A 24899-nucleotide genomic window follows, 5' to 3' on the forward strand; every position below is an offset into this window, starting at 1 on the left:
TTAAGAAGTTGTTAAATTAAGAAAATCCTTGAAAATAAATACGTTTAAACTTTAGCTATCCCTTTGGATGAGAACTGCAGATCGTAAAGCTTTTTATAGTAACCATTTAATTTTAACAGCTGCTGATGCGTGCCTTTTTCTTTAATCTCACCTTTATCGAGCACAATAATCTGATCGGCTTTTTGAATGGTGGATAAACGGTGGGCGATTACGATAGAAGTTCTACCTTCCATTAAATTATCAATGGCTTTCTGGATCAATAATTCGGTTTCGGTATCAACTGAAGAGGTAGCCTCATCTAAAACCAAAATAGCAGGATTGTGCACCAATGCACGGATAAAAGAAATCAACTGCGCCTGACCAGCCGAGAGCGTTGCCCCTCTTTCCATTACATTATACTGATAACCACCGGGTAAACGTTCGATAAAATCATGTGCACCAACTTTTTTGGCAGCATTTACTACTTCAGCGAGCGTAATTCCGGGATTATTGAGTGTGATGTTGTTTAAGATCGTATCAGAGAACAGGAAAACATCCTGAAGTACGGTTGCGATGTTACTTCTAAGGTAATCAAGGTCAAAATCTTCAATATGAATGCCATCAACAGTAATATCTCCCTTTTTCACCTCGTAAAAACGGTTCAGGATATTAATGGTAGAAGATTTACCTGCCCCGGTTGCACCAACTAAAGCAACGGTTTCGCCGGCCTTCACTTCGAATGTAAGGTCTTTCAATACATAGTTCTCGTCGTTATAGGCAAACCAAACTTTTTCGAACTTGATATTTCCATCTAATTTAGCTGGCTTTTGCGTTCCGGTATTTGGCGTGGTTTCATCAGTGTCTAAAACTTTAAAAACACGTTCGGCGCCCACCATTCCCATCTGCAGCGTATTAAACTTATCTGCCAATTGGCGGATTGGTGTAAATACCATACCCAGGTAAATAATAAACTGTGTAATGGTTCCAGGCGTTACATCCAGTGGTTTGGAAAGAATGCTTTTAGCGCCATACCATACCAACAAACCTAAAGACATAGCCGAAATTAACTCAACAACCGGAAAAAAGATAGAGTAATACCAGTTAGAACGGATATTGGCATCGCGGTAACGCTTATTAATGGCGTAAAATTTTCTGTACTCCTGTTTCTCTCTAGCAAAATATTGCACAATAGAAACACCTGTAATGTGTTCCTGCAAAAAGGTATTCAGGTTCGATACCTCATTCCTGATTTCCTGAAAGGCTACTTTAATCGCTTTCTGGAATTTCCGGGTAGCCATGATTAGCAACGGGATGGGCAATAGCACCACTAAACTCAACTCCCAGTCTGTGTATAACATTACGCATACAATTACCACCACCTGCAAACTGTCGCCGATCATGGAAATTAAACCTTCAGAAAAGATATCTGCAATGGTTTCCAGGTCTGAAACTGTTCTGGTGATTAATTGTCCGATAGGTGTTTTATCGAAGAATTTTAGGCGGAGTTTGGTAATGTGATTAAAAACATTGATCCGAAGATCGCGGATAACCGACTGGCCTAGTGTATTGGTTAAAAGCGTATGGTTATACTGGATCAAAGTCTGTAAAAGCAACATAAAGATCATCAGCATGGTCATATTTACCAAACCAGAATAATTGCCAGCTAAAATATAATGATCGAGGGTATACTTAATTAAAAACGGACGTACCGGAGAAATGGCCGCAAGCAGAATGGTTAAAATAACCGACCATACAAAAACGGCACGATAAGGCTTTACGTATTGAAAAATACGTTTCAGTAATCCGGTGTTATATACGTCGCCTGTAACTGCCATTTTGTTTAATTTTGAATGAGAGAATTTCGAATGATTGATTGCTAGAGATACTTTTTTTCATTCTCTCACTGAATCCTTCTCTCATTCAATCATTTTATATAATCGTATTCTATCTTCACTAAGTACAAACCGCATGCAGGTACCGATTGACCGGCCTTACTGCGGTTTTTACTTTCTATAATTGCTTTAAACTCCGTTAAATTTATTTCTTTTTTACCGATCTGCACTAAAGTACCCATAATTGCCCTTACCATATTGCGTAAGAAACGATCGGCCTGAATGGTAAAAACCAGTCCATCATCCTGTTGTTCGAAAACAGCTTTGGTTATTTTACAGTTATTGGTGAAAGTTTGCGTGTTAGACTTACTAAAACACGAAAAATCGGTATAATTTAATAAAAGTACCGCCGCCTCATTCATCGCGTCAACATCCAGTTTATCTTTAACCAACCATGACCGGTTAAGTTTGAAAGGATTTTTTTCAAAGTGAATGTAATACTTGTAAGCACGGGCGGTTGCATCAAAACGGGCATGGGCATCATCATGCACCGGAATAATTTGTTTTGCTGCAATTTGATAAGGCAGCATGGCATTGATTCCTGTAATGGCATTCAAGACCTTAAGCTCTTCTACATTTTCAACATCAAAATGGGCATAAAAATCAGTCGCATGTACCCCAGCGTCGGTTCTACCGCAACCCAAAGTTTCGATAGGCTGCCTAAAGAAAACAGACATCGCCTTATCTAACAATTCCTGAACGGTGATTGCATTAGGTTGTGTTTGCCAGCCATGGTACAAGCTGCCATCGTAAGCGATTTGGATGAAATACCTTTTTTTACTCAAAGCGATGCAAAAGTACAGTTTAACAGGCAAAGGGCAAAGTGCTATGACGGGAGTTTTGAGTTTGGAGTTCGGAGCAAACTTCGATCATAAACAGCAATTAATGCTTCTTATAAATCCCCGCTATTATTCTGAACTTTAATCTTTCTTTCTTTTCTCAAAAAAGGCTAGATTTGTTGCTATACATTTTACATTCATGATACAAAGAATACAATCGATCTGGTTTTTTTTAGCGGCTTTAACCTTAATTTTAATGTTATTTTTACCCATTGCAAGCAAAGAAATAGCGGGAACAGAATCAGCAGTATATTCGAGCGGTTTATTTCAGATTATTGCAGGAAAAGCAGGATCACCTTTTAAAATACTCTCCTTTTTACCCCTGTTAATTACCAATATTGCCATTGCTATTATCTGTTTTGTAAATATTTTCAACTTCAGAAAACGTAGCTTTCAGAAGCGTTTCGCAATTGTTTCGATTATATTAATTATCGGTTTTGCTTTCTGGTGCAGTGTTTATGCCCAAAAATTACCTGGTGGTATTGAAGGTGCAAGTTTTGGTGTTGGCGCCTATTTGCCTGCTCTAGCTATCTTATTTGTAGTATTGGGCATTTTCGGCATCAATAAAGATGAAAGATTAATCCGCTCGGCAGAAAGGCTGCGATAATTCTTTAATTTCAGCAAAAAAATCAGCTACCGAAGATGCAAATTAAGTTAAATCATGCCGTTTATGTTTTTTCGTTGGTTTTGATTTGCGGAATCTTATCTTGCAGCAAGCGTATTAACACTTTCGGAAAAACCAAAATCGATAAAAGTGCCGATTCACTTTACCTCAAACAGAGAATAGCAAAGATCAAAGGTTTAAATACCGATATTTTTACCAAAGCATCATTCAAAGGCACAGCCGATACAGCAATTGTATACCGGTTATTAAAACCCAATCACACTAAGAGCAAACTTCCATTGGTGATTGTATTTCATGGATCAAACGCAGTTGGAAATGATAATACCAGTCAGTTGGGTATTTTGGCAAAACTATTTGCAAGCGACGAAATACAGGCGAAATATCCTGCTTTTATTTTAGCACCACAATTCCCTTCACGTTCGTCGAATTATGTTTTAGACCGAAGCAGAAATGTATTGACTTCGGTACCACAACCCTGTTTAACAACTGCCTTACAGCTAATCGACAGCTTAAAAAACACTTTAAACATTGATGAGAACAGAATTTACCTCATCGGTTTTTCGATGGGTGCATCTTCGGTGATTAATGCTTTAGCATTAAAACCAGATGTATTTGCCGCAGGGATCAGTATTTCGGGCATACCTCAATTTAACCAGATAAATGTACTCGCAAACATTCCAATCTGGCTGATCCACGGCAACATAGACACCGAAAACCCTTTCAATAGCGACAAGCAATTCTTTAAAGAAGTAAACCAAAACAACAAAACCAGGTTTTGGGAATTCGACAATCTGGCCCATAACGATATTTTCTCTCCCGCAATTTTAACGGACGAACTACCCAAGTGGTTATTCAAAAACAAACGCAAATAGCTGCTATTGCCCCGCCACCTAAACCCGGTTGGAGTGAAAATCCTTTTGATAAACCTGAAAGGTTTGAAAAAGATTGAAACAGAAAACGGGACTGCCGTAACCGAAACCCTATTACTGCTGCTTTCCAAACAAAAAACAAATTCCCCCATTGCAATCAAGACCTCCATTTAAACCTCCTCCATCCCTCATTTTCCATCATCCATTCCACATCCCCCCTTACTTCCTTATTTTCAAATATTTAGCTTAAAAAACTATTTACTTGATTATCTGTAAAATACAAAATATTAACCGTACCTTTGCGGCTCAATTAAAAATAAAAAGACGAATGACAAACCCATTTCAATTATTGGGGATAAGTGATGACGTCGTTAATGCCGTAAAGGATCTTGGATTTGAAACTCCAACACCTATTCAGGAGCAAAGTATCCCTGTACTGTTAGAAGGCACTAATGATTTTGTTGGTTTGGCCCAAACAGGAACAGGAAAAACAGCCGCATTTGGTTTGCCGCTGTTAGAACTAATCGATTTTAAAGTTAACAAACCACAGGCATTGATTTTATGCCCTACCCGTGAGTTATGCTTGCAAATCGCTAACGACCTTAAAAACTTTTCTAAAAACATTGCTAATGCCCACGTTGTTGCCGTTTACGGTGGCGCGAACATTATGCAACAACTACGCGAAATCCGTCAGGGAATTCAGATCGTAGTGGCCACGCCCGGCCGTATGTTGGATATCATTGGCCGTAAGGCGATTGATTTTTCAAACGTTAAATATGTTGTGCTTGATGAAGCTGACGAGATGTTGAACATGGGTTTCCAGGACGACATTAACGACATTTTATCAACTACTCCTGATGACAAAAAAACCTGGTTATTCTCGGCTACTATGCCTGCAGAAGTTCGCCGTATAGCTAAAAACTATATGGATAACCCTGTTGAATTAACCATGGGCACAAAAAATACAGGTAACGTAAACATCGAACACGAATATTACATTGTTCGTGCACGCGATAAATACGCAGCCTTAAAACGTATTGTAGATTTCAACCCTGAAATTTTTGCCGTAGTATTTTGTAAAACCAAATTGGATACACAAGATGTTGCTGAGCACTTAATTAAAGATGGTTACAATGCTGATGCTTTACACGGCGATTTATCGCAACAACAACGTGATAAGGTAATGCAACGTTTCCGCGAACGTAACATGCAGTTGTTAATTGCTACTGATGTTGCTGCACGTGGTATCGACGTTAATAACGTAACACACGTAATTAACTACTCTTTACCTGATGAAATTGAAAGTTATACCCACCGTTCTGGTCGTACTGGCCGTGCTGGTAAAACAGGTATTTCAATCTGTATCATCAACTCTAAAGAAGTTGGAAAAATCCGTCAGTTGGAGCGCATCATTGGTAAACAATTTACCAAAGCTGAGTTACCTACAGGATTTGACGTTTGTGAAAAACAATTATTCTCTTTGGTACATAAAGTACACAATGTAGAGGTTAATGTGGAGCAAATTGATCAATACATTCCTCGTATAATGGATGAATTTAAAGATTTATCTAAAGAGGATGTAATCAAACGTTTTGCTTCATTAGAATTTAACCGTTTCTTAGATTACTATTCTAAAGCACCTGATTTAAATGCAGCGGTTGGTGACGATCGTGGTGAAAGAGGTGAACGTGGCGAAAGACGCGGACGTGGTAGCGAAGGTTACACCCGTTTATTTATCAACTTAGGTTCAGTAGATGAATTTACCCGCGGCGATATGTTATCTTTTATCTGTAACAATGGTAAAATTGGTGGCAAAAGCGTTGGTAAAATTGATTTAAAAGGTGTTTTCTCTTTCTTTGAAGTGGAAGATGCTGTTGCTGATACCGTATTTGAAGGTTTTAAATCTGTTGAGTTTAACGGTCGTCAGGTACGTATCGAGAAAAGCGGAGATGGTGGTCGTGGTGAAGGTGCTGGTGAAAGACGCGGTGGCGGTGAAAGACGTAGCGGCGGCGGCGGTTTCGGAGGAGAACGCAGAAGCGGCGGTGGCGGTGGTTACCGTGGCGGAGGCGATAGAAAATCTGGCGGTAGCGGAAGACGTGAAGGCGGAAACAGCGGTGGCGGTTTCAGAGATTTCTCTGGTCGTAGTCGTGACGAAAAAGGTGGAAACACTGGTGGTAGCGGACGTAGAGAAGGTGGAAGTCGTGAAGGCGGAAGCGGCGGCGAACGCAGAAAAAAATGGTAAATCACTAAACCAAATATTTTACAAACCGGTCTTGTTTATTCGAGGCCGGTTTTTTTTTGTTTAGAATCCTTAAGGATCGAATTGTTAGTTTTAAACCAGACCCAAAATAATTTTTATTTAAAGGATTTTAACTTTTATATTTTATAAATGTTAAAAAATTCTATTCCCCGACTACAGCCAAGCGACAACCGTTGGCAGTCATGTATCGCATACACACAACAAAGCGTATGCTGTTAGCAAAAGACAATAGCATTTGATTAAAACCTTAATTTTTCGTAAATTAGTGTATTGAAAGAGCAGCAGACTACCGAATTTGATTTTGTAATTGACAAGCTTACAAATTCTATTGAAAACGCAATTTCAGGTGAAGTGTTTGATACATCAATTATAAAATTGGCGGCATCCGATACCAAAATTCTTAAGAAGAGCGAGTGGGTATTTGACTGGCAAAATGAGTTAAAGGATGAAACTAAGCAAGTTTCCAAATTGACAACAGTTAACAATTTAACTATAATCCAGGGACTTATAAGCTTTACCGACAAAGGCGACCACATTTTTATGAACATAATTGAGAGTGCAAAATTCAACAAGGGAAAAAACAAGCTTTATAAAGGGGTTGCTGGAAATCTAATTGCCTTTTGCTGTAAAACTGCATTCGAACTAAATTACGACGGAGTTGTTTCCTTTGTAGCCAAAACCCAACTTGTTTCCCATTACCAGGAGACATTGGGTGCCAAGATTTATGGTGGGAACAGAATGTTTATCGATACTAAAGAAGCATTTACTTTGGCTAAGAGATATTTTAAAGATTTTAAGTTATGATAAATTTCAAAAAGATGGACGACAAAGACTTTGTCTTCGTAAACAAAACTTTGACAGAAAAAGAAGAAAAAGAATTTAGCGATTTTCTAAAAGCACGTAAAAAAAAATCTGTAACCACTAATGTAAGGACAAATTCTAAGCCTTATATAGGTAATAGCACGAACCGCTAAAAAGAGGTTTGGCAAAAATCTTTTATGACTTGCCAAATTGCAAAGGTTTATCTCAAGAAGCTATCATCGCTAAACTCCGGAGCATTGGCCTTTACTTTATTTGCCTTATATTAGACAATTTTAAAATCAAGAACAAGTATTAAATCTTAAATGCAATATGAATATTGGAAAGGAATTTGAGGAATACATCAGGTATATTTTTTTTCATATTTTAAACATAAAAGATGAAGGCATTGAAATCAAGGAAAGGCATAAACTACAAGGACTCAGTGGATAAATGCATGAATTTGACTTATTTTACGAATTTGATAAATCAGGCATTATACATCAGGTAGGGATAGAGTGTAAAAATACTAACCGCCCCATTGAAAGATCAGAAATACAAGTTTTTGTCGATACGCTTAATAATTTTAGAAATATTGTAGGCATTTTTATTTCTAAAAATGGGTTTCAGTCGGGGGCAAAAGAGTATGGTAAAAAACACGGACTTATTTTAATGGATAATGAAGACCTGCCAACATTTGCTCAAATGTTTGCTGATAGAATAAAAACGGTTGCTTTACCCGAAGAATCCTATATAGGAGAACCATTTTGGGCAATTATGGAAATAAATGATAAAAACAGAGTTACAGGCTCTTATTATGGTACAGGCAGACCATTCCCACATATTCCTATTTACTTCTCAAAACGTCATGCAGAATCAATGCTTGAAGTTTTAAATAAAAATGGTATAGCAAAATATGCGGTTAGAGGCCTGACTCAATTTGCATTAAGAGCATTTATTATTACCACCAAACTTATGAATATCCGCATTATGATCTGCCTAAAAGACAGAAATACGATTAAGGCAACAGACTTTTTTGCTTTTGAAATTTCAAATGATGAACTTCAGAAACAATATTACTATGGAAAGCAAATAGACTTTTCTCTTTAATATCACCCAAAGAAAAGCGAAAATCCAATATCTGTTTTGTGCAAGTTGGAGCTACCTTGAAGAAATAAATTGAGCATCTGTAATTCTATTCTGCTTTTTGTACGAAATTTCAACTGATGCGATTCTAATCCCGACAAGTATAAGACCGTTTTTCATTATCGGCAATTTTCACAGATACTCTACTAAGACAGTCACAATTTTTCGGACAATACTTACTTTCCAACTGGGAACCTATACCTTTAATCAATATTATTAATAAAGCCAAACTTCGACATCCAATTTTGTCCTAAAACCGGAACCTTAGAAAGTGCCTATTAATTATTTAACAATTGTAAAATAGTTATGTAGCTTTATATTTATCCTTAAATTGCACTACTTTCGCACATCATGCAGGCAAAATACATTTCCTATCAGGAAACCGGTTCATTTTCAAAACTGGTTCTAGATTACATTAACGACGAAGAGCAGCTTAAAGCTTTTTACAGTTACCGCCCTGACATGGCAGGTCTAGCCAGTGCAATTGAGCATAGAAATTTCCTTGGAAACCGGACTACCTTAGTGCAGGTTTTGCAAGATCAATACCGGCATTTACAACCGAATAAATCGGTTACGAAAAATATCGAACTTTTAGGTTTAGATAATACTTTTACTGTAACTACTGGTCACCAGTTAAACCTTTTTACCGGTCCGCTTTATTTTATTTATAAAATTGTAACCACCATAAATTTAGCCATTGAGTTAAAAATGGCCCATCCGGATAAAAACTTTGTTCCGGTTTACTGGATGGCAACGGAGGATCACGACTTTGATGAAATTAACCATGTAAGTGTTGATGAAAAGAACATCAGCTGGATACAACAGACCAACGGTGCCACCGGAAGATTAAGCACCAAAACCGTTGCTGCTGCGGTAACGGCATACAAAGGTTACTTAGGCATTTCCAAAAACGGAAAACGGATTGCCAAATTGGTAGAACAGGCTTATTTGCAGCACGATAATTTAGCCGATGCCACCAGATTTTTGGTCAACAATTTATTCGAGAAATATGGCCTGGTGATCGTGAATGCAGATGATGCACTATTAAAAAAACAATTTGTTAATATCATTACCGAAGATATTATCCAACACAACAGTGCTAAAAACATCGACGAAAGCTCGAAAAGCCTGGAAGAATTTGGCTATAAAACACAGGTTAACGGTCGCGACATTAATTTCTTTTACCTTATAGATAATTTACGCGAGCGTTTGATCTTTGAAAAAGGAAAATATATCGTAAACCATACCGATATCAGTTTTACAGAAGAAACACTAAAAGCTGAAATCGAATCGCATCCTGAGCGTTTTAGTCCGAATGTAGTGATGCGTCCAATGTACCAGGAGGTTATTTTACCTAATATCGCTTATATAGGTGGTGGTGCTGAGGTAGCTTACTGGATGCAATTAAAATCAAATTTCGATTTCTACAAGGTCGATTTCCCGGTTTTACTATTGCGTAACTCGGCTTTACTGATAGATAAACGCAGTGCCCAGAATTTATACCATTTAGGTTTTTCTTTAGAAGACATTTTCCTTCCTGTTGAAGAACTAAAAAACATTTGGGTAAAGCGGAATACCACTGCCCAATTGAGTTTGGCCGATGAAACCAGGGCCATTAACAGCATTTTCGATCAGATTAAGCTAAATGCCTATAAAATAGACAAAACGCTTTCTGTATCAACTGATACGGCAAAACAGCGGGCCAATCACTTATTGGCCAACCTTGAAAAAAAACTTTTCAGGGCAGAAAAACGGAAACATGAGATGGCGTTATTACAAATTGATAATGTCAAAAAAAGGCTTTTCCCTAATGGAAGTTTACAGGAGCGTACTTTGAATATAGCGCCCATGTATGTTAATTACGGAGAAGATTTTCTTTCATCCTGCATAGAAAACTTCGAACCATTGGGTGGCGATTTCACTGTTTTATTACCGTAATACTAGTCCGAAGTCGGGAGTCCGGAGTCGGAAGCCGATACCCCAAAGCGCCCAATCTCGATACTTACTACTTGATACTAACAAAATGACCTTCATCACCTTTACCGAAACCAACCTTAGAACCTTCACCTACAACGTTTTTAAAAAAATGGGCTGTTCTGATGAGCATGCCGATTTAGCAACCGATGTGTTAATCCGATCAGATTTACGGGGAATTGATTCGCACGGCGTTGCGCGATTAAGTGGCTACGTTCGTCTTTGGGAAAAGAAAAGGATCAACGCCACGCCTGATATCAAAATCGTACATGAAACACCAACCACTGCCACCATTGATGGTGATGCAGGTTTAGGTTTGGTTGTTGCACCATTCGCTATGAAAGTTGCTATGGAAAAAGCCGAAAAATATGGTAGCGGATGGGTTTCAGTTAAAAACTCCAATCATTTTGGAATTGCTGGTTACCATGCTTTGATGGCGGTTGAAAAGGATATGATCGGCATCAGTATGACCAATGCCAGCCCCTTGGTTGCACCTACTTATGCCAACGAACGTTTACTGGGTACAAACCCGATGTGTTATGCATTCCCGGCAGGAAAATATCCACCAGTAATTGTAGATATGGCTACGGCAGCTGCTGCTAACGGAAAGTTAGAAATTGCTCAAAGAGCAAATAAAAGTATTCCTGATGGCTGGGTTCAGGATAAAAATGGCGAAAACTCTACCGATCCGAACGAATTAAAAAACGGCGGTTCGCTTTTGCCTTTGGGCAGCGATAAAGATCATGGCAGCCATAAAGGTTATGGGTTAAGTGCTACTGTCGACATTTTATCAGCAGTGTTATCTGGCGCAAATTACGGCCCTTGGGTGCCGCCTTTTGTGGCTTTTTTAGAGCCATCGGCAAATCCGGTTGGCGAAGGACTTGGCCACTTTTTAGGCGCTATGCGCGTAGATGGTTTCAGGCCAGCCGCAGACTTTAAAGACCATTTAGATAATTGGATAGAACGCTTTAAAAGTGCAAAAACAATAGATCCTGACAAAAAAGTAATCATCCCTGGCGAACCGGAGCATGAATTTGAGCAGGAAAGAAAAATTAGTGGTATTCCGATCATTGATGTGGTGGTAAAGGATCTGAATGAACTTGCTGTGAAATTGGGGATAGCAAAGTTAGGTTAAAGATCCTTCGACTACGCTCAGGATGACAAACGCCAATAGACTGATCGTCATTGACGAAAAACAAAAAAGCCGCAGACTTAACCAGAGTCTGCGGCAATTATTAATGATATGTTTTGTACCTAACCATAGGGGATGTTTTTAAGGCTTAACAGTTAAGTTATCTTTTAAGTAAAGTGATTTACTTGATGATCCGATCATAATTCTGTATTCCCCCGGAGCTACTTCCCATACATTATTGATATCAAGTGTTTGCAATACCTCCTTATCTAGCTTAAATGAAACTATCTTTGTTTCACCAACCTTTAAATGTATCCGTTGGAAAGCCCTCAGTGCAAGAACTGGCTGAGCTAATTTGCTTAACAAAGGTCTCATGTACAGCTGTACCACTTCTTCACCATCGTAATTGCCTGTATTTTTAAGTTCGAAGCTTACAGTAGCGGTTTCATTTTTAGCGATGCTTTTGCGGTTAAACTTCAAATTGTTGTAAGAAAAGTTGGTATAACTTAATCCATATCCAAATGGAAAAAGTGGTTCGCCGCTTAAGTTGTTATAATCATCGCCTCTTCCGGTAGGTTTATGGTTGTAAACCAAAGGCAACTGCGATTCGTCAATCGGGTAAGTAATGGGAAGTTTACCTGATGGATTTACTTTTCCGAGCAAGATATCGGCAACGGCAGCTCCCCCTGCTTCGCCTGGGTACCACACGTTTAAAACTGCATCTACTTTATTTAACCAGGACTGCATATTAATGGCACTTCCGCCGGTTAATACCACAACAATAGGCTTCCCGGTTTTTACGAGTTCTTCCAGTAACAACTCCTGGTTGCCGGGCAGGTTTAACATTGCCCGATCCAAAAATTCTCCTTCTTTTATACCTGCAACGAATACAATGGCATCATTATTCTTTGCCGCAGCCACTGCATCAGCTATTTCGTTTGATTTCCTGATATTATAATCCCAGATCAGTTTGATTTTACCATTGCCTTTAGGTTCAAAAAATTCAACCTTAATGGCATACTCCTTATTTTTCTCGAAATGAAAAGGAACAGTCTTGGTACTGAAAGACTTTTTGTCCCAGTTATCGATCATCAATTGGTCATCCAAATATAATCGGTAACCATCGTTTCCCTCTAATCCGATATTAACATCAGCATTCTGCGGCACCTTAATTTTACCAGTCCACCTCACAGCATAATCATCCACCTGGAGCTGGTCATCTGGTGGGTATAATGTCCAACTGAAATTAACTGCTTTATCATTTACTTCTTTAACGGGTTTCCCCGAGAAGTGAAGCCCTTTGTAATAGCTTCCCAATAACCCTGCTTTCTGATTAACAGAAAGCAACTGGCTGTCTATAGGAATATAAAACTGCAGTTCCCGGCTACTGCCTTTTACATAATTAACCTTAACGTTATTGGCTACTGCATTTTTTAAGCCATCCAATATATTTATCTTATTGTTTCCAGTGCCGCTATAGCCACCTAATCTGGCTTCAATGGCGTCTTCTCCTACCAGTAGGATCTGTTTTGCACTTTTTAACGGAAGTGTATTGTTATCATTTTTTAGCAAGACAAAAGATTTTAAAGCCGCTTCTTTGGCCAGATTGCGATTACTTTGATCGCTTAACATCTTTTCGGCAATACTTTCATCCACATAAGGATGCTCAAACAGACCCAGCTCGAATTTAGCTTTCAGAACCCTTGACAATGCATCATCTATTCTCGATTTTGGAATGCTGCCATCTAAAAATGCAGGTAGAAAAAGTTTGTAATGATTATAATCTACCTGGAAGATTACATCAAGGCCTGCGTTAATTGATTGTGCTGTGGCATCTTTATAATCTTTGGCCGTAAAATGTAAAACATTGGCACCTCCGACTGCACCTGCATCAGAAATCACGAAGCCCTTAAAGCCCCATTCCGTTTTCAGTTTAGTGGTAAGCAACCATTTATTAGAGGTTGCCGGCGTACCAAAAACACTGTTGTAGGAAGTCATTAATGAACGGATGCCCACATTTTTAACTCCGTCTTTAAATGCTGGAAAGTGGATTTCTTCTAAAAAGTGTTTATCCATTTCAATAGGATAACTATCGCGCCCACCATCGCCTACATTGGCAATAAGATGCTTTGGTGTAACAATGATATTCTGCCTTTCTATGGCGTTCATGAAAGCATGTCCCAGCACAGTTGTTAAATATGGATCTTCTCCGTAAGTTTCTTCTACCCTGCCCCATCTTACATCTGTTGCCATATTGATTACAGGCGCCAGAAGATCTCTTAAACCACGCGCTCTTGCCTCATTTGCAATAGCGGTACCTATTCTGGCCACTAAAGCAGTATCGAAACTTGCAGCCAAACCAATTGATTGCGGGAAGGCCGTAGCTCCCTGCCTAACCAAACCGTGTAAAGCCTCATCAAATGGAATGATTGGAATGCCCAGACGGGTTTCTTCAATGAAGTATTTTTGAATCTTATTAACCTTTTTAGCCAGAGAAAGTCCGTCTTCAGAGGTATTGTAAGTTAACATTTGCTGTGCATTACCACTTCCCTGTGCAGCAGCACTTACCTGCAAACCAAAAATACCCTGCTTAAACTGATCTTTATTCTTTTCGGTTACATCTCCGGGAATCATAAACAACTGCCAGAATTTCTCTTCAGGTGTCATTCTCGAAATCAGGTCTCTTACCCTTAAATCGATACCTAATTTTGGATTTTTATAAGGTAAAATTTGCCCTTTTTTAACCTGGGCAAAAAGGCCGCAAGAGAAAAAAAGTGTGGACAATAAGTATAAGTATTTTATTGATTTCGGCATTGCTAATTAGTTTCGGGTGTAAAAGAAAAAGTCAAAGCTATTTTCTCCTCTGTTTTAGGGAAATTGAAGTGTACCTTACCGTCTTTCAATGTCCATTTTACCTTTTGGTTGGTACCCAAAATGGTAATGAGACTTCCTTTTTTAGGTATGCTTCCTTGCCATGAAATTTCTTTGTTTGTCGCATTGTTAATTAAACTGATGCCGTAAATAGTTTTACCGTCTTTACTTTGCGTAAACCAATTTTGCCCATCATGGTAGTTTTTGGTAATCCTTGTTCCGTATATGGCTACGCCGTTTTTGCTGGTCCACTTCCCAATTTCCTCTAATCTGGTAATCACATTATCAGGCAGCGTTCCATCAGCTTTTGGCCCAATACCTAAAAGTAAACTTCCGCCTTTGGCTACAATTTCTACCAATTTATGAACCACTTCTCCTGCTGATTTATATTGATCGTTAGGTACAAAACCCCAGGCGCCACCCAAGGTCATGCAACTTTCCCATGGGTAATCCAATTGCTTTTCAGGGATTTTCTGTTCAGGGGTTTGGTAGTTTTCATACTGACCATGTACCGTTCTGTCTACCACAATTAAACCAGGCTGTACTTTTCTGGCATTAGCTGCAATTTTAGGCATATCAATATCCTGACTCCATTCCGGAATTGGCGCTCCCCAAGAAAGCACTTCCTGGTTTACGCTTGCCCTCGGACGAACCCAGCCACCATCTAACCATAAAATATCAATGCTTCCATAATTGTTCATCAATTCGCCAATCTGGTTTTGAGTATAACTTTTGAACATATTCCACCGCCACGGATTTTTTCTGATATCGTAATTGTTATTTCTATCTGCAGTGGCGTATTTGTCCCACCAATAGTATTGCGAATGCCAGTCGGGTTTAGAAAAATAAGCACCGATCATAAAATTTTCCTTACGGAAAGCATCGAACACATATTTAGCTACGTCTTTTTTAGGGTTGTTGGCAAATGGCCCCTTTGCAATGCTGAAATCGCTTTCTTTGGTATCGAACATAGCGAAGCCATCGTGATGTTTAGTGGTAAAAACCAAGTATTTCATTCCAGCATCCTTACCTGCCTTTGCCCATTGTTCGGGGTTGAATTTTGTAGGGTTAAATTTTTCGCTATGGCCCCAATACCATTTTTTATAATCTTCGTATTTAATGGTGCTATCCCTTTCGATCCAGTCTTCAGAACAGATAGACCAGGATTCGATAATCCCTGGAACAGCGTAAAGCCCCCAGTGGATAATCATTCCAAACTTTTGGTCTTGCCAGGTATCGAGTTTCTTTTTTACTGCCTCGTCTTGTGGCCATTCATATTTTGTTGATTCTTTGAGGATATCATTTCTTTGGGCGATTGAAAATTTAGCCAAAGCAATTAAAACAAGTAAAAGGAGATATTTTATTTTCATCATTATTCTATTTTTAACTTAATCTTTTTTCATTATAACTTTTCCGGTCTGATATACTCCAATATTCCTACCTTGAATCTGACCATTTTCAATAGCCAGCCTGTAATGTATACCACCATAAAGTCTACTAATAGCAGCTTCGTTAGCAACCTGATTAAAAGAAGTAAACTTCTTATTGGCAAAATCGAAAGTTTGGAATTTTAAACTTCCTTGCTTGAGCGATTCTTTTTGGGCATTCGCAACGGTATATTTTAGAAAATCCATATCAGTAAAGTCTCTTAAATATCCGTTAGAAATAAATAAGTCCTTCAAACCATCGTTGTCAAAATCAGCAAATAAAGGTGCTTAATCCAATCTGTATTTGAAATACCTACTAATTGTCCTATTTCGCTAAAACGCAAATTACCATCTTCTGCTAATCCTTGGTTTAACTGCAGCATATTTCTAATTTGCTGATTGTAATATCTACTATCCCATCTCCATTTACATCAGCGATACATACCCGCTGTTCCCCATGTATCATTTCCTCTTACGTCAGCTTTATTTGTAATATCTTCAAATTTTAAATTTCCTTTGTTAAGGTATAATTTATGCATTTGATTTTAAAAAAAAATGTCTGACAAGCCATCACCATTAAAATCTGCTACTCCTGATCCGCTATACAGATATTCGTAATTCATCACGTGTAATGAGTCAGTTTCAATAACTCTATTTACAAAACTAATATTTGTTTCCTTTGCTGGCAATAAGGTAAATAAAGGCTGTTGTGCATTAGCGTTGTTAACAACAGCAGCTTGCATTGAGAAAAAAAGTGCAGATAGCCATATTCATATTTTCATGGGACTTTTTATTAATTCAAGCTAAAATAAATTACGCAGTTAGTGGTAAGCTTTTATTTCAATTGTATTTGTTCGTCATTTTCTTTATAGGGCAAAAACACAAGTAACATCGTCAACATCTCATCAGTAGACTTCATGTCGTTAGCCGAATAAACATTCCGCGGTGGACTACTAGGATTGTTAGGATTACTTGAGGTATTATCATAAGTACCCTCTATTGTTAGTATAGAACCCTTAGGGATTTTCACCAAATTTTTAAATTGATAAATTTCTTGCCATCTAAAATCCCAAGAAGGAATAGAAACGAGCTGTATGGTATCTTTTTGAGGCGTAACGGCATATGATTTGAAAACTTTGCCCAAGTAATGCATATGAGGCCAAATGTATAGTAAGGATTGATCTTGTGGTGTGGTAATTTTTAGTTCGAACTTTCTTACTGACTCGGCAGGGATAAAAAAGTAAGGTTCGATAGACTTTTCGCCTACACCAGCAGAACCTAAGCTAATTACCTCGACTTTCCGTCCAATTGGTGTTTTTTTGAAAAAGAAATTTACACCTGAAATATTCTCTTCCTCCTTTGAAACTGGAGCAAAGTGTATAGTTAATAATATAACGCCACGTTTAGGCATTACCCAACCAAAATTATTTGGATAAGATTCATAGGATGTCCCTGGAATCCATCCTCCGTAATAGGTCATTGTTTTCTTGAAAGGAAAATACTGTGAGTACTTTGTCCTGTCATCTTCTGTCAAATTTAAAAATTCAGCTCCTTGGTTAATATCAATGTCATTAGACACAGGGTGAATTGCAAAGTTTGCATGGTGAATAACCTTCTTATTGGACGAAAAAAACTCCATTGCTTCTACATTTTTTTCTGTACCAATATCAAAAGGAATTTTAAACACTATAAACCGCTCTTTGTTATCACCTAAAACTTTAAATGCTGAGGTTGCCTTTAAAACAAGGTCAGGTTTTCTAAAATACTGGGTACCTTCTATATATGTTTTAACAGCTACTTTTGACGTTTCAGCTATCTCTCCCATTGGCATTTTAGCATCAACCCATTTTACTATAGTTTGCTTTTCTTCATTTGTTAAAGACCTATCATTTTTAAATAACCGATAGTGATTGTCTGGTTTCCATGGCGGCATGTAACCAGATTGCGTTACTTTTTTAATAAAGGAGGCTCTTTTTGCGACATCTTCATAAGTTAATAATGAAAATGGCGCAGCTTCTCCAGGCCTATGGCATGACTGACACTTATTTTGAATAATGGGTGCAACATCTTTGTAATATGTTACTTTTTGGGCATTTACATGCGGTATGCATATGAATATCCCAAGTATAATGATAATAACTTTTGATAATACTAAAGATTTGGAACTCATTATATGTCGTTAATTAGGCAGCCTACAGGAATTGTCTTCTTAAAAATTTGTTTACCATTTGATAGGTCTTTTATAGCCTCTTCGAGATATTTCTCGGTAATTACCAACCGTTTTTGTCCAAGCGAAGAAGACCAGTTATCAATTAGTCCACTATAGGTTATTGCCCCCATTTTATTGATTAAAAAAACCTCAGGTGTAGTGGTTGCGCCAAAATATTTTGATAAACGTTTATCTCTATCTGTCAATAAATCGAAGTTAATACCATATTCATTTTTAAGTTTATTTATTTCTTTTAATGAATAACTAGTACCAGGTATTACACCATAAAAATTGATGCTTTTATTAGAATTTTGAAGCTTTACCAAGCCAGGTAGATAATTTTTACATAGCGGACATTCTGGACTCAGAAATACAATTACTACTGTTTTACCCAAATTAATACAGCTTTCCCTGCCATTTAAATTTATTAATTTGATGGTCTTTAATTTCTTTGCGGATACTAAATTTTCCTGGGCTCTAATCCATAACGGAGCAAGGGCAGTAAAGAAAAAACTCAGTCGGAAAAAAACATTAAATAATTTCATTGCTTTTAATTAAAAAGAACCCTTAATAAGCTACTAAGGGTTCTTTTAATTTAGTGATTATTTTTTATCCCACCAAACACGACCAAAAGGATCATTTGGTCCGGCACCAAAATCAGGATTTTTAGCCATTTCAGCAATCGCAGCTTGCTGATTTGGATAGTTTAAGTCGATATTACTTAACAAAGTTAAACCAGCTCTACGCGCTAACTGTAATATACTTCCATTGCCTTTTAATTCCGACCATGCTAAAACCGATGTAGTATTGGGAAAGCCAGTTCTTTTCCACCAGGCCCAGGCTTCTAATGGTTGTCTGTAAAAATCAAGATAAGCCTGACAAGCGATTTGATCAGTAGCCTTAGTTGCATCGTATTTAATACCAACTGTGTTATAGTAGGTATCAATAGCCGAAACTGTTACCGCATTAAAGTTGGATACTTTGGCATCAACAGCCCTATCGCTATAGAATTGAACTGATGCATAAACACCATTTTTATACCATTTTTCAGCCACATCTGTGGTAACACCACGGGCGGCAAGATCAGCACGTAAGAAGCAATACTCAGCATAAGTTAAAACAGGATAAAATCCTTTACCTGTGCCGGCACCGAAACCATCGTTTTCATTATAATTAGGCGTGAACAACCTATGCTGTAATTGTGACAACAAAGTACTTGATGGCGCGTATAATGGTGCATTTGCAGGTAATTTAGCGTCATCAGGGCTGGTAAAACTGCCCACATAATTTCCTGCTGAATTGGGACGATAAAATGCTGATAGTCGAGGGTCTCCTTTAGCAACAAGAAAATCCAATACTGGCTTACCTGCTGCAAAATTCCCAGGGTTAAAGTTTCCAGTACCATCTGCATAAGATGGACCAACCTTAAGCATCCACGAATCGTTAACGTTAGCCATCTGAACTGGATCTGATAATACTTCGGTCGCAATTGCTTTCATTTTAGTTGGATCAACTTTCATTAAGCGGATAGCTATTTTCAAACGTAAAGCATTAGCTGCTTTAGCCCAAAGTGTAGCATCACCACCGAAATATGGATCATTTGCTCCCAGGCTGATCTGTGCGGATGCATTACTTTTCAAAGTTGCCACTGCCGCTTTCAATTCTGCATCAACCTTTGCAAATACTGCCTGTTGCGTATCATAAGCTGGTGTTGTGGTGCCACCATACCTAGCCTGGAAAGCTTGGCTGTACGGAATGCTTCCATTGATATCGCTCACATAAAAGGCATAATACGATAAAAGTATTTGTGAAATCGCTTTCATGTTTACCCTGGCATTTTTATCGGCATCAGGCATGGCTTCAATAATTTTTATCGCATCGACTAAAGCAGGGCCTAATCTGCCATAAAATATTTTACCATAACGGGTATTAAATTGTGAACCAACATTATTAAAGTTCAATCCATTTCCCGTAAGCGGAGTGGTGTATTGCATCCAAACATTGGCCGCACGATACACATCGGCATAGTATTCGAAATCGTCTTGCGAACCTACAGCCGCACGAAGGAACTGATCTTCAGGTTTAACTTCGTATAATGTTGTAGGGTTCAAATTTGCTTCTACGAAGCTTTCCTTTTTACAGCCGCTTGCTACAAGCAGAGCTGAAACCATCAGGAAATATATTTTTGTTTTATTTATAGTCTTCATATCTGTATTTTTTAAATAATTAGAACGATGCCCTAATATTAAATCCTAAACTTCTAACCAAAGGCCAGCCTCCATACTCAGCAAAAGCACCTGCTCTATTGCTAAAAATACTCTCAGGATTAATACCATCCTTAGCTGTTTTATACAAATAGGCAATATTTCTACCCGTTAAATTTAAGCTTAAAGTATTGATCTTTATTTTAGTTAAATACTTGCTCGGTACGTTGTATCCTACAGTTATCTCGCGAAGTGCTACCCATGAATTTTCAAATACTGAATACTCTCTGATACCACTTGACCATTGACTTAAGTTTTCGTAATATGCATAAGCTGGTATTGGTTTTAACAAGCCCTGTTTAACCGCGTCTGCATAGGTCATCCCTCCTAAATCTACCCCATTGGATTGTAATCCATCGTTTAATACGCCATCAGGAATAATACCATCATGTTGTACTATGCCGTTTCCATCGGTATAAGTTACACCACCCGATGCTTCATCCCTGCCAAAAAGCGAATTTGCTAATGAACCATTCGCTGATCCATATTGATGGGTTCCTGAAGCCATTAAACCACCAATTTTAGCATCTATTTGAAAACCTAAAGTGAAGTTTTTGTAAGATAGTTCTTGTCTGGTACTGGCAAGATAATCCTCCATCATGGTACCTAAATTTTTGGTGGTACCATCATAATCCTGAGATCTTACAAAAGTGTAATAACCGCCGGTAGTTCCATAACCGGTATTACCCAATACTTTTTTGCCGTTATTTGGACTGGCAATTGGATTACCGTTTGTATCTTTCTTTTGATAATATGAAAAAGCAGAACCTGTAATTAACGAACCATATATTTCACCTACTTTGGCGACAGAAGTTATATCGTTACCAAAAGCTAAGTCTAGAGGATAACTTGGAACTCCTGCAGTCAATTCTATTATTTTGTTTCGGTTACGTGTAAAAGTAAACGAGGCATTCCAGTTAAAATCTTTAGATACAATTGGTTTACCAGTTAACAAAATTTCAATACCTTGATTCTGGATATTACCTGCGTTTAAAGCTTGAGAACTCACGCCAGATTCTTGTGGTAAAGCAAAACTTAAAATTTGGTTGTAAGAATTTTTCTTATAGTAAGCAAAGTCAATGTTGATCCGGTTTTTTAAAAAACCTAAATTGGTTCCAATTTCAAGTTCCTTGGTTAACTCGTTCTTTAAATTGTTGTTTTTAAGAATATTGTCACTAAATCCATAAACCGATTGGTTACCACCATTCGCATTGTTAAAAGTACCATCCTGTAGTCTATAGTAACCATCAGTATTGGTAGATTGGACTGTAGCAGGCAATCCGGTATACGAGTACGATGCCCTTAACTTACCAAAAGAGAGTATTGAACTATTTTTGAATGCAGGTAATTCAGTAAATATCCATGATAAACCTACACTTGGATAGAAGTACGAATAATTACCATGACCATCTCTATAAGTAAGTGATGAAGACCAGTCATTTCTTCCACTAAAATTTAAAGTTAACATATTTTTCCAGGTAATATCTCCATACAAATATACCGCATCGGTACGTTCACCAAAATTTGGATTTGCAACTGTTCCTGCCGGGTTAAGAGAATTTCCAATAGAGTATAAATCAGGAATTTTAAGCCCCCCATTGGTATATGACCTGTTGTAAAACGCAGAGTTACCTAGGTTTTTCTGATAAGTTTCTGCTCCTATAGAGGCATTCATTTCAAAATCATTAAATTCTTTAGTTGCATTTAACAATCCCTGAACACGATAAGATTTATTGGTATTTTGTGTGATTTCATAATCACCACCAGAAAAAGCAACACCGTTACCTCTATTTTTTCTTTCGTAAGCAATGTTATAAAAGTTAGTGTTGGTTCTTACCAAAGCCGAAAGCCATGGAAGGATTTTGATATTTACATCAATATTGGCTAACAAATTATTTTCCTTTTGAACTCTGTTATCATTTTGGAATGCATAAGCAAACGCCCCAATACCGTAAGGATCAAAATGATCGCGATTACTGGAACCAAGTGCACCTCCAGTTACAGGGTTGATATTGTTATCGACATAAGCCATTAAATCGACGTTTCTGGGTTTATAATAGGTAAATGCAAACATAGGATTATTTGCACTACCCTGTCTTGCCGGATTAAATGAGTTAGACATGGTATAATTTATACTTGCATCAACAGAAATTGATTTAGAAATTTCCCTGGTCACCCTAAGTGTAAGCGCATCTCTTGTTAATTTATTGTTAGGCAAAACACTCGAATTATTTAAGTTGGTATAAGCTAACCGATAGGTTGTGTTTTCGTTAGCACCTTCAATTGATACGTTTGTGTTGATAAACTTTCCAGTGGTAAAAAAATCTAATGGATTATTGGCTACCCAAGGTCTCATTACCCCATCCAAATCTTTTACCATTCTTCCGTCCAATTTAGGCCCAAAAGAATAACCGCCTACATAGTAACCTGCAGATGGATCAACAATATCTACCCCGTTAGCATCTTTAGCAAATACAGGCGAAATTCCACCTCCATATTCATTCTGAAGATCTACAAATTTATAAGCATCGTCAAAAGAACTGGTTTGCGATACAGTTACACCCAAACCCTTAGAAGTTTTACCTTTTTTTGAAGTAATGAGTAATACTCCAGCAGCTGCCTTAGAACCATAAAGTGCCGATGCAGCAGCTCCTTTTAATACACTAATACTTTCTATATCATCAGAGTTGATGTTTTTCATGATATTACCAAAATCTGCAGCATCGCCCCATGAGTCTGCTCCAGAAGTACCTTGTTCGAGTAATATACCATCATAAACCACTAAAGGTTGTGTATTTGATTTTAATGAGGTATTACCCCTGATTCTGATTCTGGAAGAAGAAGAAGGACCACTGGCACCTTGGTTAATCATAACCCCTGCTACCTTACCTTGCAAAGCATTTACCACATTGGGATTATTGGCTTGTGCTAATTCTGCACCTCCCACAGCTGTTGCAGAATAAGTTAATTTTCTCACTTCTTTTTTAACACCAAAACCAGTAACAATAACTTCATTTAGCGCCTTAGAATCATCTTGCATTACGATCGCTTGATTTGATAAAGCAGCAACTTCCTGGGTGACTAAACCGATGGATTTAAAAATCAATCTAGCGCCATCTTTTACCGTAATGGTAAACCTACCGTCGGCACTGGTAGAGGTTCCATTTTGAGTTCCCTTTTCGAGAACACTTACCCCGGGAATGGGATTACCTGATACGTCTTTTACCGTACCGGTAATATTCTTTTGTGCGAAAGCTGATATTGTTAAAAAACATAACAACAGCATACTTAAACACCTTAAGTACATTTTTTTCATAATTTTTAGTTTAGTAGTTTAAAATAAGTTTAAGGTAGTGCGAGACTTGGTAAGTTGATTTTTATTTTTGCATATGCATTGGTTTTATATTTAAGATTTCTTTAGTCAAATTGATTATACTCTACTGTCAAACTCCCGGCAGCTAATAACTCAGCTTCATCCGTTAGGGTAGAAAGTTTTATTTCGGTTTGTTCGGCTATTCGGGGAATACAGAACTCATGAATAGCCTGCTGGATTGGCGGTAAAAGCATTTTACCTGCCTTAGCCCCTCTTCCACTCAAAACAATACATTCTGGGTTTAAAAGATGAATTAATGTGGCTACGCCTTTGCCCAATTGAAAAATAGCTTTAGCCAATACTGATATGGCCACAGGGTCTTGTTCACTTACAGCCTGTAAGAAATGATCTGCAGGGTGTTTGCTTTTGTCTTTAAACATTTCTTTCATGCTCGATTCGGCACCTCCGGCTATTGCTTCTTCTGCCCGCTTAGCCATTACCAATAAGGAAGTATCAACCTCTAAACAGCCTCTTCTGCCGCAGGAACACAAATTGTCGCTGTTTGATAGTGGAATATGACTAAACTCACCGGCACTGCCGCTACTGCCCCGATATAATTTACCATTGACAATAATTCCCAAACCCGTTCCCCAGCCAATATTAACCACCATTACATCTTTTAAATTAACTGCTTCTCCGAAATTTAATTCGGCCATCGCAATTAAACTAGAATCGTTATCTATGTGTACCGGTAAATTGATTTTAGACGAAAGATACTTTTGTAAGGTTGTTCCTTCTTCCACTTTAAGAAAAGAGTGGTTTATGCCTTCATCGGCATTAACAAAGCCCGGCATACCAATACCAACCCCTAAAATAGCTGTTCTGTTGATTTCAGATTGATCGATACTGTTGTTGATGAAATTTATAAGGTCGCCAATATTGCTTTCTTTTGAGGAGAGTTCAAACTCTAAAGTCCGAATTGGTGTAACCATTGTTCTCGAAAGGTCGTAAATGGTTAATCTGGATGTGAGCTGATCCATTGCAAGGGCTACAATGTATTTTTTTAGATTTGGATTGATCAAGAACATTGCAGCTCTTCTGCCACCTGTTGATGGTGCAAAACCCTCTTCTATAATATATCCTTCAGCGATTAAACCATTAACTACGGCGGTAACCAAAGGCAAACTCTTTTGCGTCAGCTTACTCAAGTCTGTAAGTGATAGCGATTTTTTATAATATAAATGCTTTATAACACCAGCCCTAAGGCGCTGGTTTTTCTCAACAATTACAGACATGATATT

17 protein-coding genes are annotated in these 24899 nt (G+C 37.9%); 7 read left to right on the top strand and 10 right to left on the bottom strand.

Annotated elements, in window-relative coordinates:
• Positions 1-44: 44 nt before the first annotated feature.
• Positions 45-1814 (bottom strand): ABC transporter ATP-binding protein, encoded by a 1770-nt coding sequence (locus ACUN24_RS25120; RefSeq protein ID WP_445564971.1) that lies wholly within the window; start codon positions 1812-1814, stop codon positions 45-47.
• An 89-nt stretch (positions 1815-1903) separates the two neighbouring features.
• Positions 1904-2656 (bottom strand): tRNA pseudouridine(38-40) synthase TruA, encoded by a 753-nt coding sequence (truA, locus tag ACUN24_RS25125; RefSeq protein ID WP_445564972.1) that lies wholly within the window; start codon positions 2654-2656, stop codon positions 1904-1906.
• 193 nt (positions 2657-2849) lie between these two features.
• Between truA and ACUN24_RS25130 the strand changes: the two genes are divergently transcribed.
• The 7 genes from ACUN24_RS25130 to ACUN24_RS25160 all read left to right on the top strand — a co-directional run bounded on the left by ACUN24_RS25130 (position 2850) and on the right by ACUN24_RS25160 (position 11517).
• Positions 2850-3317, top strand: coding sequence for a DUF4293 domain-containing protein (locus tag ACUN24_RS25130; RefSeq protein ID WP_121283633.1), 468 nt, complete (start codon positions 2850-2852; stop codon positions 3315-3317).
• A 35-nt stretch (positions 3318-3352) separates the two neighbouring features.
• Positions 3353-4207: a carboxylesterase family protein gene (locus ACUN24_RS25135; RefSeq protein WP_445564973.1), complete on the top strand. Its 855-nt coding sequence runs from the start codon at positions 3353-3355 to the stop codon at positions 4205-4207.
• Positions 4208-4532: 325 nt separating this feature from the next.
• Positions 4533-6446, top strand: coding sequence for a DEAD/DEAH box helicase (locus ACUN24_RS25140; RefSeq protein WP_445564974.1), 1914 nt, complete (start codon positions 4533-4535; stop codon positions 6444-6446).
• Between the two features lie 288 nt (positions 6447-6734).
• Entirely contained in the window at positions 6735-7268 is a 534-nt protein-coding gene (locus ACUN24_RS25145) for a hypothetical protein (protein ID WP_445564975.1), read from the top strand.
• 447 nt (positions 7269-7715) lie between these two features.
• Entirely contained in the window at positions 7716-8372 is a 657-nt protein-coding gene (locus tag ACUN24_RS25150; protein ID WP_445564976.1) for a restriction endonuclease, read from the top strand.
• 387 nt (positions 8373-8759) lie between these two features.
• Positions 8760-10346: a bacillithiol biosynthesis cysteine-adding enzyme BshC gene (bshC, locus tag ACUN24_RS25155; protein WP_445564977.1), complete on the top strand. Its 1587-nt coding sequence runs from the start codon at positions 8760-8762 to the stop codon at positions 10344-10346.
• An 85-nt stretch (positions 10347-10431) separates the two neighbouring features.
• The gene (locus ACUN24_RS25160) at positions 10432-11517 is read left to right on the top strand and encodes an Ldh family oxidoreductase (RefSeq protein ID WP_445564978.1); all 1086 of its coding nucleotides are present in this window, start codon (positions 10432-10434) and stop codon (positions 11515-11517) included.
• 138 nt (positions 11518-11655) lie between these two features.
• Here the strand turns inward: ACUN24_RS25160 and ACUN24_RS25165 are convergent, their stop codons facing one another.
• The 8 genes from ACUN24_RS25165 to ACUN24_RS25200 form a co-directional block, all read right to left on the bottom strand.
• Entirely contained in the window at positions 11656-14328 is a 2673-nt protein-coding gene (locus ACUN24_RS25165; protein ID WP_445564979.1) for a glycoside hydrolase family 3 C-terminal domain-containing protein, read from the bottom strand.
• 2 nt (positions 14329-14330) lie between these two features.
• On the bottom strand, positions 14331-15758 hold the full coding sequence (locus ACUN24_RS25170) for an alpha-L-fucosidase (protein ID WP_445564980.1): 1428 nt from the start codon (positions 15756-15758) through the stop codon (positions 14331-14333).
• A gap of 15 nt (positions 15759-15773) precedes the next feature.
• Entirely contained in the window at positions 15774-16019 is a 246-nt protein-coding gene (locus ACUN24_RS25175; RefSeq protein ID WP_445564981.1) for a hypothetical protein, read from the bottom strand.
• Between the two features lie 628 nt (positions 16020-16647).
• Positions 16648-17982, bottom strand: a complete 1335-nt coding sequence (locus tag ACUN24_RS25180) for a monooxygenase (RefSeq protein ID WP_445564982.1) — start codon at positions 17980-17982, stop codon at positions 16648-16650.
• Positions 17982-18566: a redoxin domain-containing protein gene (locus ACUN24_RS25185; RefSeq protein ID WP_445564983.1), complete on the bottom strand. Its 585-nt coding sequence runs from the start codon at positions 18564-18566 to the stop codon at positions 17982-17984. The genes ACUN24_RS25180 and ACUN24_RS25185 overlap by 1 nt, the downstream gene beginning before the upstream one ends.
• 57 nt (positions 18567-18623) lie before the next feature.
• On the bottom strand, positions 18624-20228 hold the full coding sequence (locus ACUN24_RS25190; protein ID WP_445564984.1) for a SusD/RagB family nutrient-binding outer membrane lipoprotein: 1605 nt from the start codon (positions 20226-20228) through the stop codon (positions 18624-18626).
• A 19-nt stretch (positions 20229-20247) separates the two neighbouring features.
• On the bottom strand, positions 20248-23601 hold the full coding sequence (locus tag ACUN24_RS25195; protein ID WP_445564985.1) for a SusC/RagA family TonB-linked outer membrane protein: 3354 nt from the start codon (positions 23599-23601) through the stop codon (positions 20248-20250).
• A gap of 101 nt (positions 23602-23702) precedes the next feature.
• Complete coding sequence (locus ACUN24_RS25200; protein ID WP_445564986.1) at positions 23703-24893, bottom strand: ROK family protein; 1191 nt, start codon at positions 24891-24893, stop codon at positions 23703-23705.
• Positions 24894-24899: the final 6 nt, after the last annotated feature.

It is taken from the genome of Pedobacter sp. WC2501 (genome assembly GCF_052682415.1).

Excerpts from the sequence above, each read along its gene's own strand:
- ACUN24_RS25120 (WP_445564971.1), bottom strand. The coding sequence starts at position 1,814 with ATGGCAGTTACAGGCGACGTATATAACACCGGATTACTGAAACGTATT.
- ACUN24_RS25185 (WP_445564983.1), bottom strand. The coding sequence starts at position 18,566 with ATGAAATTATTTAATGTTTTTTTCCGACTGAGTTTTTTCTTTACTGCC.
- ACUN24_RS25180 (WP_445564982.1), bottom strand. The coding sequence starts at position 17,982 with ATGAGTTCCAAATCTTTAGTATTATCAAAAGTTATTATCATTATACTT.
- bshC (WP_445564977.1), top strand. The coding sequence starts at position 8,760 with ATGCAGGCAAAATACATTTCCTATCAGGAAACCGGTTCATTTTCAAAA.
- ACUN24_RS25150 (WP_445564976.1), top strand. The coding sequence starts at position 7,716 with ATGCATGAATTTGACTTATTTTACGAATTTGATAAATCAGGCATTATA.
- ACUN24_RS25190 (WP_445564984.1), bottom strand. The coding sequence starts at position 20,228 with ATGAAGACTATAAATAAAACAAAAATATATTTCCTGATGGTTTCAGCT.
- ACUN24_RS25140 (WP_445564974.1), top strand. The coding sequence starts at position 4,533 with ATGACAAACCCATTTCAATTATTGGGGATAAGTGATGACGTCGTTAAT.
- ACUN24_RS25165 (WP_445564979.1), bottom strand. The coding sequence starts at position 14,328 with ATGCCGAAATCAATAAAATACTTATACTTATTGTCCACACTTTTTTTC.
- ACUN24_RS25170 (WP_445564980.1), bottom strand. The coding sequence starts at position 15,758 with ATGATGAAAATAAAATATCTCCTTTTACTTGTTTTAATTGCTTTGGCT.
- ACUN24_RS25195 (WP_445564985.1), bottom strand. The coding sequence starts at position 23,601 with ATGAAAAAAATGTACTTAAGGTGTTTAAGTATGCTGTTGTTATGTTTT.
- ACUN24_RS25200 (WP_445564986.1), bottom strand. The coding sequence starts at position 24,893 with ATGTCTGTAATTGTTGAGAAAAACCAGCGCCTTAGGGCTGGTGTTATA.
- ACUN24_RS25160 (WP_445564978.1), top strand. The coding sequence starts at position 10,432 with ATGACCTTCATCACCTTTACCGAAACCAACCTTAGAACCTTCACCTAC.
- ACUN24_RS25175 (WP_445564981.1), bottom strand. The coding sequence starts at position 16,019 with ATGGATTTTCTAAAATATACCGTTGCGAATGCCCAAAAAGAATCGCTC.
- ACUN24_RS25135 (WP_445564973.1), top strand. The coding sequence starts at position 3,353 with ATGCAAATTAAGTTAAATCATGCCGTTTATGTTTTTTCGTTGGTTTTG.
- ACUN24_RS25130 (WP_121283633.1), top strand. The coding sequence starts at position 2,850 with ATGATACAAAGAATACAATCGATCTGGTTTTTTTTAGCGGCTTTAACC.